Annotated in this window: 12 protein-coding genes; 5 read left to right on the top strand and 7 right to left on the bottom strand. The window is 71.4% G+C overall.

Going from position 1 to position 14639, the window contains the following annotated elements; genetic code table 11:
* Window positions 1-85: 85 nt before the first annotated feature.
* Window positions 86-1222: an SfnB family sulfur acquisition oxidoreductase gene (locus tag ACWDNY_RS20720; protein WP_451647244.1), complete on the top strand. Its 1137-nt coding sequence runs from the start codon at window positions 86-88 to the stop codon at window positions 1220-1222.
* A gap of 29 nt (window positions 1223-1251) precedes the next feature.
* Entirely contained in the window at window positions 1252-2415 is a 1164-nt protein-coding gene (locus tag ACWDNY_RS20715; protein ID WP_451647242.1) for an LLM class flavin-dependent oxidoreductase, read from the top strand.
* A 213-nt stretch (window positions 2416-2628) separates the two neighbouring features.
* Here ACWDNY_RS20715 and ACWDNY_RS20710 read toward each other — a convergent pair whose 3' ends face one another.
* Genes ACWDNY_RS20710 through ACWDNY_RS20685 form a run of 6 tightly spaced genes read right to left on the bottom strand, consistent with a single transcriptional unit; the run spans window position 2629 to window position 9469 of the window.
* A complete protein-coding gene (locus tag ACWDNY_RS20710) occupies window positions 2629-5418 on the bottom strand; it encodes a fumarate reductase/succinate dehydrogenase flavoprotein subunit (RefSeq protein ID WP_451647241.1) in 2790 nt (929 codons plus the stop codon).
* Entirely contained in the window at window positions 5415-6188 is a 774-nt protein-coding gene (locus tag ACWDNY_RS20705) for an ABC transporter ATP-binding protein (protein ID WP_451647240.1), read from the bottom strand. The genes ACWDNY_RS20710 and ACWDNY_RS20705 overlap by 4 nt, the downstream gene beginning before the upstream one ends.
* The gene (locus tag ACWDNY_RS20700; protein WP_451647239.1) at window positions 6172-7056 is read right to left on the bottom strand and encodes an ABC transporter permease; all 885 of its coding nucleotides are present in this window, start codon (window positions 7054-7056) and stop codon (window positions 6172-6174) included. The genes ACWDNY_RS20705 and ACWDNY_RS20700 overlap by 17 nt, the downstream gene beginning before the upstream one ends.
* Entirely contained in the window at window positions 7053-8381 is a 1329-nt protein-coding gene (locus ACWDNY_RS20695) for an ABC transporter substrate-binding protein (RefSeq protein ID WP_451647238.1), read from the bottom strand. The genes ACWDNY_RS20700 and ACWDNY_RS20695 overlap by 4 nt, the downstream gene beginning before the upstream one ends.
* 36 nt (window positions 8382-8417) lie before the next feature.
* Window positions 8418-8645, bottom strand: a complete 228-nt coding sequence (locus tag ACWDNY_RS20690; RefSeq protein WP_067240494.1) for a 4Fe-4S dicluster domain-containing protein — start codon at window positions 8643-8645, stop codon at window positions 8418-8420.
* Between the two features lie 35 nt (window positions 8646-8680).
* Entirely contained in the window at window positions 8681-9469 is a 789-nt protein-coding gene (locus ACWDNY_RS20685; RefSeq protein WP_451647237.1) for a GntR family transcriptional regulator, read from the bottom strand.
* A 489-nt stretch (window positions 9470-9958) separates the two neighbouring features.
* Between ACWDNY_RS20685 and ACWDNY_RS20680 the strand changes: the two genes are divergently transcribed.
* Both ACWDNY_RS20680 and ACWDNY_RS20675 read left to right on the top strand, forming a co-directional pair.
* Window positions 9959-10834, top strand: coding sequence for a glutathione S-transferase C-terminal domain-containing protein (locus tag ACWDNY_RS20680; protein ID WP_451647236.1), 876 nt, complete (start codon window positions 9959-9961; stop codon window positions 10832-10834).
* 781 nt (window positions 10835-11615) lie between these two features.
* A complete protein-coding gene (locus tag ACWDNY_RS20675; protein WP_451647235.1) occupies window positions 11616-13628 on the top strand; it encodes an erythromycin esterase family protein in 2013 nt (670 codons plus the stop codon).
* Window positions 13629-13643: 15 nt separating this feature from the next.
* On the opposite strand, the gene ACWDNY_RS20670 is transcribed toward ACWDNY_RS20675, so the two are convergent.
* Window positions 13644-13895, bottom strand: coding sequence for a hypothetical protein (locus ACWDNY_RS20670; RefSeq protein ID WP_451647234.1), 252 nt, complete (start codon window positions 13893-13895; stop codon window positions 13644-13646).
* Window positions 13896-14405: 510 nt separating this feature from the next.
* Here ACWDNY_RS20670 and ACWDNY_RS20665 point away from each other — a divergent pair.
* Complete coding sequence (locus tag ACWDNY_RS20665) at window positions 14406-14624, top strand: hypothetical protein (protein WP_451647233.1); 219 nt, start codon at window positions 14406-14408, stop codon at window positions 14622-14624.
* Window positions 14625-14639: the final 15 nt, after the last annotated feature.

Here is a 14639-nt window from a genome sequence, read left to right as displayed (position 1 = left end):
TCCTGCTCCGCCGCTCCGTAGAGGAGGGGAGTGGAATGCTCTCGTTTCGTGTGCGATTGGCAGACACCCGGGACGCCGGCTGGCGGTGGGACACACCGCGGACTTCCGCAAGGAGGCGGCGGAGCGGGACGCGGCACGCCGGCTGCCGCACGCGGAGATGGAACGGCTCTCCGCCTCCGGGCTGCTGGCCGTGAGTGTCCCGGCCGAGTTCGGCGGCGCGGACGTCCGCGCGGAGACGCTCGCCGAGGTCTTCCGGCTGCTGGCCGCCGCCGACGCCAGCCTCGCCCAGATCCCGCAGGGCCACTTCGTCTACGTCAACGTGCTGCGCCGGCAGGGAACGCACGAGCAGCAGAAGTTCTTCTTCGAAGAGGTGCTGCGCGGCAAGCGATTCGGCAACGCCCAGTCCGAGGCGGGCACCAAGCACGTGCAGGACATCCGTACCAGGCTCGCGCGACGCCCGGACGGGTCGTACGTCCTCGACGGCATGAAGCACTACTCCACGGGCGCGCTGTTCGCCCACTGGATCCCCGTCCTCGCCCGCGCCGACGACGACACCCTGCGCGTGGCGTACGTACCGTGCGACGCGCCCGGCCTCACGGTCGTGGACGACTGGGACGGCATGGGCCAGCGCACCACCGCCAGCGGAACCGTCCGCCTGGAGTCGGTGCCCGTCCCCGCCGACCGGGTCGTGCCGCACCACCTCACCTTCCAGGGCCCTCAACTCCACGGGGCTGTCGCCCAGTTGCTGCACGCCGCCATCGACGCGGGCATCGCCTCCGGCGCGCTCGCCGAGGCCGTGGACTTCGTCCGCACGAAGAGCCGGCCGTGGTTCGAGAGCGGGTTCGAGACGGCCGCGGAGGACCCGCTGCTCGTCCAGCGGTTCGGCGAGCTCGACCTCCGGGTCAGGGCGGCGCAGGCACTGCTGCGCGAGGCCGCCCGGACGGTCGACGCCGCCCGGGACGACCTGACCGACGACTCCGCCGCCGAGGCGTCGATCGCGGTCGCCGCGGCCAAGGTGACCGCGGCGGAGGCCGCCGTGGAGGTCGGCAGCGCTCTCTTCGAGGTCGCCGGCACCCGCGCCGCCCTTGACTCCCTGGGCCTGCACCGCCACTGGCGTGACGCCCGCACTCACACCCTGCACGATCCGGCCCGCTGGAAGGTCCAGCACATCGGCCGCTACCTCCTGAACGGCACCCGGCCGCCCCGGCACGGACTGCTGTAGACCGACGCCCCGTCGAACGGAGACCTCACGTGTCCCTCACCTTCCACTGGTTCCTGCCCACCAACGGCGACAGCCGCCACGTCGTCGGCGGCGGCCATGGCACACCCGCCACCGAGTCCGGCCGCGACCGGCAGCCGTCTGTCGCCTACCTGAGCCAGATCGCCCGCGCCGCCGAGGACCTCGGTTTTGTCGGCGCGCTCACCCCCACCGGTGCCTGGTGCGAGGACGCGTGGCTGACCACCGCGATGGTCAGCCAGAACACCGAGCGGCTGAAGTTCCTGGTCGCCTTCCGGCCCGGCTTCGTCTCACCCACGCTCGCCGCGCAGATGGCGTCCACCTTCCAGCGCCAGACCGGCGGACGGCTGCTGCTCAACGTCGTCACCGGCGGAGAGAGCCACGAACAGCGCGCCTATGGCGACTTCCTCGACAAGGACGATCGGTACCGTCGCACCGGCGAATTCCTGCAGATCGTCCGGGAGTTGTGGGAGGGCAAGACCGTCGATCTGGTCGGCGAGCACCTCCAGGTGGAGGACGCCACGTTGGCCCGGGTACCCGACCCGGTCCCGGAGGTGTACTTCGGCGGTTCCTCACCGATCGCCGGCGAGATCGCCGCCCGCCATGCGGACGTCTACCTCACCTGGGGCGAGCCGCCGGCCGCCGTCGCCGAGAAGATCGCGCGGATCCGGAGGCTGGCAGCCGAGCGGGGACGCACCGTCCGGTTCGGCATCCGGCTGCATGTCATCACGCGCGACACGTCCGAGCAGGGCTGGGCGGAGGCGAACCGGCTCGTGGACGGCTTCGATCCCGAGGCCGTCAAGGCCGTCCAGGCGGGTCTGGCCCGCAGCGAGTCCGAGGGGCAGCAGCGCATGCTCGCCCTGCACGGCGGCAACAGCGACGCGTTGGAGATCCACCCGAACCTGTGGGCCGGCATCGGGCTGGTGCGGGGCGGCGCGGGCACGGCGCTGGTCGGCAGCCATGACGAGGTTGCCGACCGGATCGCCGAGTACCACCGGCTGGGCATCGACGAGTTCGTGCTCTCGGGCTACCCGCACCTGGAGGAGGCGTACTGGTTCGGCGAGGGCGTCCTGCCGCGGCTGGAGGCGCGCGGGCTGTGGAGCCATCCGTTCCGCGACGCGACGGCCGCACAGCCCGTCGCTCAGACCCCCTTCGCGGACGCCGGGGGCCGGCGGTGACCCACGTGATCGCCGACGCGCCGCGGCGGTCGCCCTCGCAGCCGAGTCGGCTGTCGAGTCCGCCCGCGAGGCCGCCCCTCCGCGACACGGGACGCATCACTCTCGGAGGGGCGGTTCGGATGATGTCCGGCTGAGCAGTCCGGGCTTGCCCGTGGCGGGCGGCCGGCCGGGCGGGCGCAGCCGCCTGACGGCGATGCGGTCGCAGCGGTTCGCTCACAGTGCCCGGGTCGCATAGGCCCTGACGTCCGCGTCCGGGTCCGTCGTCGCCTTGGCCAGGGCCGCTCGGGCGTCCTCGGTGGCACGGTGCCGGGTCAGTGCTGCCACGGCGGCCTTGCGGACGTCGGCGTTGGGGTCGGCGAGGGCCTTGGCGAGGGCGGGTACGGCGAGGCCGGGGGCCGCGAGGGAGAGGGCGGTGGCCGCGCCGGCCCGCACCTGCCAGGCCGGATCGGACAGGGCCGCGTCCGCGCGTGCGGCCAGGGGCGCCGGGCAGCCGGTCGTGCCCAGTGCTTCGTAGGCGGCCGCACGCACCAGGGCGTCGGGATCGTCGATGAGCTCGGTGAGGGCCGAGAGGACCATGTCGGGTCCGGGGCCGCCCGACGTGGTGTCGTCGAGCTGTCCCGCGGTCACGGTGGCCAGGGCCTTGGCGATGGTGACGCGGACCTCGCGGGACGGGTCGGCGGTCGCCGCGCGGGCCAGCTCTCCGGCGGCGTCGACCGACACGAGTGCTCGCACGGCAGCGATACGCACGGCGATGTCCGCGTCCGAGAGAGAGCCCGCGAACAGCCCGGTGTCACCGAGGCGGAGGGCACGCAGGACGTCGAGTGCGGCGGCACGCGCGACGGGGTCGGCTTCGGACAGGGCGGCGACGAGGCCGTCGCGCAGGGCTGGTTCAGGGTCCAGCGTCTCGACCAGTTCGCGCAGTGAGGCGGCCGCGGCGGCGCGGACGCCGGCGTCGGGGTCGGCGAGCGTGGCGGCCAGTGCCGGTCCGGTGCCCGGCGGCACCGTCTCCGTCAGCACGGTGACGGCCGTTCGGCGAACGGTGGGCTCGGGGTCGGTCAGGTAAGGGGCGAGGGCGAAGAGCCGGGGCTCGTCCTCCGCGAGGGAGAGCAGTTCGAGCAGGCGCGGTGTGGCCGGCGTGTCCGTGTCGGAACCGGAGCGGGCTGTCGTGTCGGTCAGGGCGGGCTCCTGCCGCATCGCCACCGGCGCCGTTTCCCGGGCCCCAGCGGTCGCCACCTGTTCCGGGTGGACCTCGCCGAGGCGGCGGGAGGGTCCGCCGACCGGCTTGAACTCGGCGACCGGGACGAGATAGGGAGCCACGGGACGCGCCGTGAACTCCATCGCACCGGTGGGGGACTTGCGCAGATCGAGGTGGTGGAACCAGGAGGCGTCGTCACGATGCGGGTGGTCGAGACGGTCGTGGTAGAGGCCCCAGCGGGACTCCGTGCGGGCCAGGGAGGCCCGCGCGGCCATCTCCGCGCAGTCGCGGATGAAGCTCACCTCCGTGCAGCGCATCAGCTCGTGCGGGGTGCGGGCGCCCATCGTGGCGATGTCGGCGCGCATCCGCTCGAACGCCTCCAGGGCCAGCGACAGCCGGGCGCCGGACTTGGGCGGGGCCACGTAGTCGTTGACGAAGCGGCGCAGCTTGTACTCGACCTGGGGCTGGGGCGGGCCGTCGGGGTTGCGCAGCGGGCGGTAGATCAGCTCGTGCGCCTCCTGGAGCTGGTCGAGGGGCAACTCCCGTTCGTACGGCGTGTACTGGGACGCGTCCGCGCCGGCCAGGTCCCCGAAGACGAAGGCGCCGATCATGTAGTTGTGCGGGACACAGGCCAGGTCCCCGGCGGCGTACAGGCGAGGGACAGCCGTACGGGCGTGGTCGTCGACCCGTACGCCCGAGGCCGAGTGGCCGCCGCACAAACCGATCTCGGAGATGTGCATCTCGACGTCGTGGGTGCGGTAGTCGTGGCCGCGGCCGGAGTGGAAGGTGCCTCGGGTCGGGCGCTCGGTGGAGTGAAGGATCGACTCCAGGGCCGAGATCGACTCCTCCGGGAGGTGGCTCAGCTTCAGGTAGACCGGGCCCCGGTCGCTCGCGACTTCCTCCGCGAACTCCGCCATCATCCGGCCCGACCAGTAGTCGGAGTCGACGAAGCGTTCGCCGTGCCGGTTGACCTGGTAGCCGCCGAAGGGATTGGCGACATACGCGCAGGCGGGGCCGTTGTAGTCCTTGATCAGCGGGTTGATCTGGAAGCACTCGATACCGGTCAGCTCCGCGCCCGCGTGATACGCCATCGCGTAGCCGTCACCCGCGTTCGTCGGGTTCTCGTAGGTGCCGTACAGGTACCCGGAGGCAGGCAGGCCGAGGCGGCCGCAGGCGCCGGTGGCCAGGATCACCGCGCCCGCGCGGACGGTGACGAAGGCGCCCGTGCGGGTGTGGAAGCCCACCGCCCCCACGGCCCGCCCTTCCGCCGTGAGCACGCGTACCGGCATCACCCGGTTCTCGATCCGGATCCGCTCGCGCATCTCGCGCCGCCGCAGCTGCCGGTACAGGACCTTTTTGACGTCCTTGCCCTCCGGCATCGGCAGCACGTACGAGCCGGAGCGGTGGACCTGGCGGACCGCGTACTCGCCGTGCTCGTCCTTCTCGAACTTCATCCCGTACGACTCCAGCCGCTGCACCATGGCGAAGCCGCGGGTGGCGGTCTGGCGGACGGTGGATTGGTCGACGATGCCGTCGTTGGCGCGGGTGATCTCGGCGACGTAGTCGTCGGGTTCGGCGCGGCCGGGGATGACCGCGTTGTTGACGCCGTCCATGCCCATGGCGAGCGCGCCGGAGTGGCGGACGTGGGCCTTCTCCAGCAGCAGGACGTCCGCGCCGTGCTCGGCGGCGGTCAGGGCCGCCATGGTGCCGGCGGTGCCGCCGCCGATGACGAGGACGTCGCAGGTCAGTTCCTCGGCGTCGGTGAGGGCCGGGATCTGCAGGGGGGTGTCCACCAGGGTGCCTTTCAAGAACCGAGGGAGGTGAGGATGTCGCGCCGCAGGGCGGTACGCGCCGGATCGTCGTGGGCGGCGCGCTCGCGCGGGCGCGGTATGTCCCGTACGGCGATGAGGCGGCCCGCGCCCAGCAGGGCCACGCGGTCGCCGAGGAAGAGGGCCTCGTCCACGTCGTGGGTGACGAAGACGACGGTGGCGCCCGTGCCGCGCAGCACCTCCACCAGCAGGTCCTGCATGCCGGCGCGGGTCTGGGCGTCGAGGGCGCCGAACGGTTCGTCCATGAGGACGGCACGGGGCGCACCCGCGAGGGCCCGGGCCAGTTGGGCGCGCTGACGCTGGCCACCGGAGACGCGGTGCGGCAGGTGCCGGGACTGATCCGTCAGCCCGACGCGGGTGAGCCATGCCAAGGCCTGGGTACGGCGTTCGGCGCGGGGCAAGCCCTTGATGGCGAGGGGAAGTTCGACGTTCGCGCGCAGAGTGCGCCAGGGGAGCAGGGCGTCCTCCTGGAACACGAGGGCGCGTTCGGCGGACGGGGCGGTCAGGGGGCGTCCGTCCTGCGTGATCTCTCCGGAGAGCAGAGGCAGAAGGCCGGCCAGGGTGCGCAGGAGGGTCGACTTGCCACAGCCGGAGGAGCCGACGACGGTCAGGATCTCTCCGGGGGCCACATCAAGGTCCACCTTGTCCAGCACGGGCGCGCCGGGGCGTCCGACAGCGGCGTCGTGCAGGGCGAGGCGGGTGCCGGTGCCGGTGCGGGACGGTGAACGGACGTCAGACGAGCTGGTCATGAGACACGTCCTCCTTGGGGCCGGGCCCGACCGGTGCGGGGGAGGGGGCTTCGTGCGTCCGCCGCGGGAGGCGCGCGCCGGGGACGTACGAGGTGCGCGGCAGCCAGCGGGTCAGGCGGCGGCCCAGGAGCTCGACGGCCGTGGAGGTGAGCCAGCCGAGGACGCCGATCGTGACCATGCCGACGAAGACGCCGGGGTAGTCGACGATCGTGTACTCCTGCCAGGTGCGGTAGCCGACGCCGTACTGGCCGGAGATCATCTCGGCGGAGATCACGCAGATCCACGAGACGCCGATGCCGACCGACAGGCCGCCGAAGACGCCGGGCAGGGCGCCCGGCAGGACGACCGAGCCGAGGATGCGCCACCGGCTGCCGCCCATTGTCAGCACGGCCTCCTCCCACACGGGCGTCAGCGCACGGACGGCGTGCCGGGTGGAGACCAGGACCGGAAAGAAGGCGGCGGCGAAGGTGATGAAGACGATGCCCTGTTCGTTGGAGGGGAACAGGAGGATCGCGACGGGGACCAGGGCGATCGCCGGGATCGGGCGGACCACCTCCAGCAGTGGGCCCAGCAGGTCCTCGGCCAGTCGGGAGCGTGCCACGAGCACGCCCCCTGCCACCCCCAGCACCGCCGCCAGCAGGAAGCCGGTGAGGATGCGGGTCAGGCTGTCGGTGAGGTCCGTCCAGTAGTCGGCCCCGGCGAGGCGGTCGGCGAAGGCGTGGGCGAGGTCGGTGACCGTGGGGAACTGCGAGAAGCGCAGCCACAGGTCGACGTCCAGGCTGGTCAGGAGCTGCCACAGGCCGAGGGCGGCGGCGAGGGCGGCTGCTCGCAGTGCGTACCGGGCGGCTCGTGGGGCGGACCCGCTCACGAGGCACGCTCCAGGGCGTCGGCATACGTGACGGCCCGTGCTCCGTCGTGTCCGTCCACGTAGGCCTGCGCGGTCGCGGGGGCGACGAACGGCAGCAGCTGCTCACCGTCGGCGACCCACACCGCCTTGTCGGCGAACCAGAGGGTGCCGGTGGTGGCGTCGGGGACGTAGGCGGCGCGGATGCCGTCATAGTGCGTGGCCACGTAACCGAGCAGCTCCGCCGGGGACTTGAAGGTCCTGGTCTCCTGGGCGCCCTTCGGCCACACCTCGCTCGCGGCGGCGGGCGGCGTGGCCGCGAGCCGCTTCCCGTACGACGCTCCGAGCGCCTTCTTCAGGTACTGGTCGTCGACGAACGAGTCCACGTCCACGTCGCCGGTCAGCTTCGCCGCCTTCAGGACCGACACGTCCTGCTTCAGCGCGGAGACGAGCTGCGGTTTGACGGCCGGGTCGAAGGTGGAGATGCCGTGGGCGCCGTTGTAGAGGTAGACGACCTCGGCGGGCAGACCGGTGGCCTTCGCGACCTTCTCTGCGGCGGCGACGGGGTGGGTGTTGAGGTAGTCGGTGGCCTCGGCCTGGGCCTTGAGGAAGGCCTCCAGGACGGCCGGGCGGTCCTTGGCGAAGTCCTTGCGGGCGGTGACCCCGTGGAACGTGGGCAGGTTCAGCTGGGCGCCGTCGTACAGAGCCTTCGCCTTGCCCTGGTAGGTGAGCAGGCCGGGCCAGGCGACGAACTGCGACAGCGCGTCCGAGCTGCCCGCGGCCAGAGCCGAAGCGCCCACCGCGGGCTGCTGGTTGAGTTTCTCGATGCCGTCGTTCGGGTCGATGCCGGCGCGTTGCAGGGCCCGTACGAGGGTGCCGTCGGCGGCGGAGCCGACGCTCGTGGAGACCTTCTTTCCCTTCAGGGAGGTGAGCTTGGAGTCGGGTGCGGTGACGATGGTGTTGAGGCCACCGCGCAGGTTGTAGCCGGTGACCGAGACCAGATGGGTGGGACGGTTCAGTTGCTTGCCGCGGGCGGCGTTGATGAGCAGCGGGAAGTCGCCCATCGAGCCGATGTCGATCTTCCCGGCGGTCATCTGGGCGGTGACGGGGGCGCCGGTGGCGTAGTCCTGCCAGACGACCTTGTAGGTGCGGCCGTCGCCGAGCGAGGTCAGCTGCTTCTCGAAGTAACCGAGGGAGCGGAGCAGGGTGCCGGCAGTGACCGTGTTGATGGTCTTGGACTGGTAGCCGACGGTGACCGTGAAGCCGTCGCCGGCCTCGGCGTCACCGCCGCAGGCGCTGAGCGGGAGCAGAAGGACGACTGCGGATGCTGCGACTGCCGTGCGTTTCATCGTGGTTCGGCCTTTCACCGGAGCAGGTCAAGGGGATCAGCGGAGCAAATAGGGCATGTTGACCGTGACGGCTCCGGTGGGACAGCGGGCCGCGCACGGACCGCAGTACCAGCACTCGTCGACGTGCATGTACGCCTTGCCGCTGTCGGTGTCGATGGCGAGGGAGTCCAGCGGGCACATGTCCACGCAGAGCGTGCAGCCGTCGATGCACTTCGACTCGTCGATGGTCACGGGCACGTCGGCCCGCTGGGGCACCAAGGGCATGGCTGTCTCCAGAAAGGTGCTTCGGTGAGGTGGTGTCAGAGGGAGCGGCGCAGCAGGCCGCTCATCGTGATGCGGTCGCCGCGGAAGCGGATGAACTCCAGGTCCACAGGGCGCCCGTCGGCGAGGTGCGTGAGGCGTTCCAGCATCAGGACGGCCGCACCGCGCGGAGCCTGAAGCACGGCGGCGGAATGGGCGTCCGCGTTGACCGCCTCCAGCGTGATGTCGGCGTGTCCGAGGCGCTGGCCGGTGAGGGACTCCAGGAGGCGGAAGACGTCGGTGTTCTCCAGGTCGCAGCCGAGCAGGGCCGTGCCGATGTCCAGGGGGATGTAGGTGAGGTCCAGGGACAGGGGGAGGCCGTTCAGGCGGCGCAGGCGTTCGATGTAGAGGATGTCGGTGCCGGGTGGGACGCGGAGGCGCTCGGCGACCGGGGCGGGGGCCGGGGCTGGGCCCATGGTGCGGACCTCGTTGGTGACGCGGCCGTGCTCGTGCAGGGTCTCCCCGAGGCCCATCAGCCGGTCGAGTCCATGGGCGTACTTCTGGGCGACGACCACCGTGCCGACGCCGGGGAGGCGCTCCACCAGGCCCTCGGCGCGCAAGAGGTCGAGGGCCTGACGGACGGTGTTGCGGGAGGCCCGGTAGTCGGTGGCGAGAGTCGACTCGTGCGGGAGGGTGCCGGCCGGGAAGCCCCCGGTGAGGAGCTGGTGACGCAGGAGGTCGGCGAGTTGGCGTGCCTGGTCCGCGCGCAGCCGACGCCGTGTGCGCTGGGCGGCGACGGTGGGCGCGCCCTGGCCGGCGTGGTCTCGGATGCGGTCGGTGGGTGGCATGTTCGGAACCCTACCGATCCGGTAGGGATAGTGGTGTTGCGGAAGTGTTGCGCCACCTGACGCATCGCCGGATGCGTCGCTGACCTGGGCTTACGGTGGACGGAAGGGAAGATCGGCCGGGTTCCGGCCGACACCGCGCGGGAAGGGCCTACTCCCGTCCCGACCTGTTTGTGCGGGCCCCTTGACTCGGCTTGGCCGGGGTCCGACACTCCACTACGGGAATCCTAGTGAAGTGGTAGGGAAATATGGATGGTGCTGCGCCGGCCCTCGGCGGCGACGCTGTCCGTGTCGCCGTCCGGTCGCTGCCCCTGCTGACATCCCGCCGCCACATCGACCTCGTACGGGTGTGCAGTGCGGCAAGTTCCCCGCCCGCCGGTGGCCCCGCCCCCGCCTGACCCCCCCCGTGCACCTACCGCAGTCCGGCCGCGGCGAAGCCGTCGCGCGCCGTCGCCGTCGTATGCCCGTGACCGAGCACTTCGAGGGAGACGTATGCCCGCATCATCCCCGACAGCCGTGCCGTCCTTCCGGAGCAGGATCGGCTGTGACGCGCGCAGCGGTTACTACGCTGTGCCGCACCGCTACCGGCTCCACCTCTCGCCGTCCTGTCCGCACTGTCTGCAGATCGCCGTCACGCACAGCCTGCTCGGCCTCGACGACACTCTCCCGGTGACGCTGCTGCCCGCCGTGCCCGACGCCCCGGACGGTGGGCATCGTGCGTTGCGCCCGCTGTACGAGGCCAGCTCGCACCAGCATCCCGGACCGGCGGTGGCGCCGGTCCTCAGCGACGACTGGACCGGCAGGATCGTCAGCACCCACACCCCCGACATCCTGCGGGACCTCGCCCGGCAGTTCGGTGGCCATGGCCCCGACCTCCACCCGCGCGGTGCCGAGGAGGCGATCGAGGCCGTCGGCCGGCTCTGCGAGCGGGGCATCACCTGGGCCGCCCAGCGTGCCGGCGAGTCCGGAGGCGACCCGGCGGCGCGGGACATCGCCCTGGCCACTCTCCTGCGCGCGCTGGACGTGCTGGAGTGGCGGCTCGGTTCCCGGGAGCCGGTGCTGGGTGGCGAACTCACCGCCGCCGACGTGCAGTTGTGGGTCACGCTGGTCCAGCTGGACACTGTGCACCGCCACCACCTGGACGCCGCCGCCGTGCACCGCATCACCGACCACACCCGTCTGTGGGCGTACGCACGGCGTCTGACGGCGCACCCCGCCTTCGGCTCCCACCTCGACCTGGACGGCATCGCCCGCAGGCACCACGCCCACTGCCGGGGCGAGGAGGCAGCCGGCGCGGCGGTGCAGATCGTGGACTGGGCGGCGTACGCACGCCATGAGGCACCGGAGCCGGCGCGGCGGCCCGGCTGACCGGGAAACGGGGCGTGGACGCCCGGCCTCCGGCGGTTTCGTGCGACTGCAATCCTGCCTTCTGCCGCGGCGGACGCGCAGACTCTCCGCACACGTCGAGCGGACAGGCATCGACGGTGACGGTGTGCGCGTGGTGGGCCGCGGCTTCGGCCGGCGGCTCGACGACCGGTACGACTGGGCCGTGTGCGCACTGCCCGACGGAGTCGCTCGTCTCACTCGCGAAGTGGCCGGGGCACCGGGATCCGGCGTTCACACTCCGGACCTGCACTCACCTCGTGCCGCAGGCCGGCGCGCGGGGACTGTCCGCGATCGAGGCGTGGCTCACGGAACTCGACGGAAGGTCCCTGAGAAGTCCCAGGGGGCTGGAACGGTCGCTGGATTCCCATAAACACGCAGGTCAGAGCGTGATCGTTACCTAAGCGGAACAGAACCCGGCGTACAGCCCGACTCGTCTGCCGCCACCTGCCGTCTTCCCGGGAAAGGGCCTCTGATCCGGGACGGAGGCCAAGGGCGGCTGCCGGGAGCCCTCGACGCCGAGACCGGCCCGGGTTGCGGCGCCGGACGTACGATGGACACAGATCCGTCGTACACGAGCCGCTGTCGGTGAAGCAGCGAAAAGGTTGGACCTCTCCCATCGAGGCCGGTTCGTGCGACCTGCCGGGCACGCGGGTATGACCTCGACAACGATCACGACGCAAGCCGTGCATCCCTCGCCGTGACCCCGGGAGCCGCGCACCGGAACCCGGCCTCATCACGCACCGCACACCGCGAGGACGTACCCATGTCGAACCGCCTGTTCAGTGATCGCGTAGATGCCGGCCGGGTCCTCGCCAAGCTCCTGGAACGCTACCGGGGCGATCCCGATGCGATCGTGCTGGGCCTGCCGCCCGGCGGCGTTCCGGTGGCGTACGAGGTCGCCGTGGCCGTGGGTGCGCCACTCGATGTCTTCCCGGTCCGCAAGATCGGCGTGCCCGGTCAGGAGGACGTGGCGATGGGAGCCATCGCGGACGGCGGAGTGGTGGTGCTCGACGAGGATGTCGTCCGCGGCCTGGGCATCCTGCCGGGCACGCTGCGCAGCGCGGTCGAGCGGGAGGCCCGGGAGCTGCTGCACCAGGAGCACACCTACCGGGAGGGACGGCCCGCGCCCGAGCTGGAGGGCCGCACGGTGATCCTGGTCGACGACGGCCTTGCCACCGGGGTCGGCATGCGCGCCGTGATCCAGGCCCTGCGCCGCCACCGGCCGGCGCGGATCGTCGTCGCGGTGCCTGCCGCCGCCGAGTCGACCTGCCGCGAGTTGGCCGACATGGCCGACGACTTGGTCTGCGCCACCACCCCGTCGCCGTTCTTCGCCGTCGGCGTTTCCTACTGGGACTTCCAGCAGATCACGGACGAGGACGTGCGGAAGCTGTTGCGCCGGGCAGCGGGCAGGCCCGCGGAGCCCGCCGAGGAGGGGGTGAACGAGGTCGCCCTGATCAGCGCTGAGGCGTTCCCCGTCGAGGACGGCGTGCCCAGCGACGAGACACTGTTCGACCTGGTGGGCAACGCGCGATTCGTGCTGATCGGCGAGGCCTCGCACGGCACGCACGACTTCTACCAGGCGCGCGCTCGCATGACGCAGCGGCTGATCGAGGAGAAGGGCTTCTGCGCGGTCGCGGCCGAGGCCGACTGGCCCGACGCCTACCGGGTCAACCGCTACGTCCGGGACCGCAGCGACGACGTCACGGGCGAGGAGTCACTGCGCGGCTTTCGGCGGTTCCCCACCTGGATGTGGCGGAACACCCCGGTGCTGGACTTCGTGGGATGGCTGCGGGAACACAACGACCGGGTCTCCGGCGGCGAGCGCGCGAAAGCGGGCTTCTACGGTCTCGACCTGTACAGCCTGTACCGCTCGATCGAGGAAGTCATCAGCTACCTGGACCGCGTCGATCCGGAGGCGGCGGCGCGGGCCCGCGAGCGCTACGCCTGCTTCGATCACTACAACACCGACGGCGACGCCCAGGCCTGGGGGTTCGAGGCCGCCTTCGGAGCGGGTGAGACCTGCGAGCGGCAGGTCGTCGACCAACTCGTCGAGCTGGAGCGGCACGCGGTGCAATACGTAGGCGGGGACGGACTGCTCGCCGAGGACGAGCAGTTCTACGCCGAGCAGAACGCGCGCACGGTCAAGAACGCGGCAGAGTACTACCGGAAGATGTTCGGCGAGCAGGTGTCGTCCTGGAATCTTCGTGACCGCCACATGGCCGACACCCTGGAGGCGCTCGCCGAGCATCTGAGCCACCTGCGGAGCAGCCCCGCCAGGATCGTCGTGTGGGAGCACAACTCCCACCTCGGGGACGCCCGGGGCACGGAAGCCGCGCTGCGCGGCGAGCTCAACGTCGGCCAGTTGGTGCGGCAGGCGCACCCTGATGACTGCTGCCTGCTGGGCTTCACCACCTACACCGGCACGGTGACAGCCGCGGACGACTGGGGAGGACCGGCCGTGCACAAGGCGGTGCGCCCGGCACTCGCTGACAGCGTCGAGAACCTGTTCCACCAGGTCGGCGAGAAGGAGTTCATGCTTCCGTTCAACCGGACGCCCCTGGCCGCCGACACGCTGCGCAAGGCGCGCCTTGAGCGGGCGATCGGCGTCATCTACCGGCCGGAGACCGAACGGCAGAGCCACTACTTCCGCGCGCGCGTGTCGGACCAGTTCGACGGCGTCATCCACATCGATGAGACCCGGGCGGTCGAACCCCTGGAGCGCACGGCCGAGTGGCAGGGAGGCGAGGTCCCCGAGACCTACCCGTTCGCCGTATGAGAGCCGCCGCCGTGCTTACGAGGCACCGGAGCCGCCCGCCCCGTGCCAGAGGCCCTGCACCCTGAACCACACTCCGGGGCTGAACACGGACTCCACTGCCGCAGGCAGGCCGACCGGCAACCGGAACACCTTCAGAGCTCCGCTGGGGTGCAGGTCGTAGGCGTAGCTGATTTCGTCGGCCACATCCTCGTAGGCGACGTCCCAGATGGTGCGGTTGGTGTAGCCGTTGGGATCGCCGACTTCTGCGAGCTTGATAAAGACGGACATATTGTGACTATATGCCCGGAACCTGCGATCGCGCCCGCCGGGCACATGTCCGGTTCCCGCCGCGGTGCGTACCGTGAGGGCCGACATTTTCCTGACGGCGCCCCATGCGAGCCGTTGCGTCCCATCCGGTTGAACGGACGTCAAACTCGGCGAGCGGTTGCGTGTCCACGCCGTGACCCCGGGCTCAGCCGGGGCCCCTCCTCGCTGTCGGCGTGTGGGCAGCGGCCTCAGAACTCACCTCAGCGAGTTACGTCGACATTCCCGGATGTATCGGCCGTACCCGGTGCGGAATGGCCTACACGTCTCCGTGCTGCGAAGGCCAGGCGGAGGCGAACGTCCAGCACGTCCCGTAGGGTTGTGGAAGACGTGCTTCCTCCTCCGTTGTCGTCCCGCGGCACTTCCGTACCGGCCCGCTCCACCCGTGGCGTCCCCGGCAGAACCGGCTGATGGCGACGCCGAAGCGTCCCGGGGAATGCTGAATCCTGGGCGGCCGATTCCAGGGGAGATCACATGCCCGGCAAGATCGAACGTGCCACCCTGCGCGCCGCGGCTCAGGCCGCCGAGCGGACCCTGGCGACCGCCGCCGAGCAGGCCGAGCGGCAGTACCCGCAGGACCCGTCCGCCCAGCGCGTCGCCGAGGTCGGGGCGCTCACCGGTGCGTTGAGGACCCTGCTGGACGCGGTGCGCCCCTTCATCGAGGAAGAGGACGACGAAGACGACGGGCGGTGACCGGCGCTTTCGGCA

It is taken from the genome of Streptomyces sp. NPDC003697, from assembly GCF_053587115.1.
Note: the sequence above shows the minus strand (reverse complement) of the source record. Positions and strands in the feature narration are given on the sequence as shown.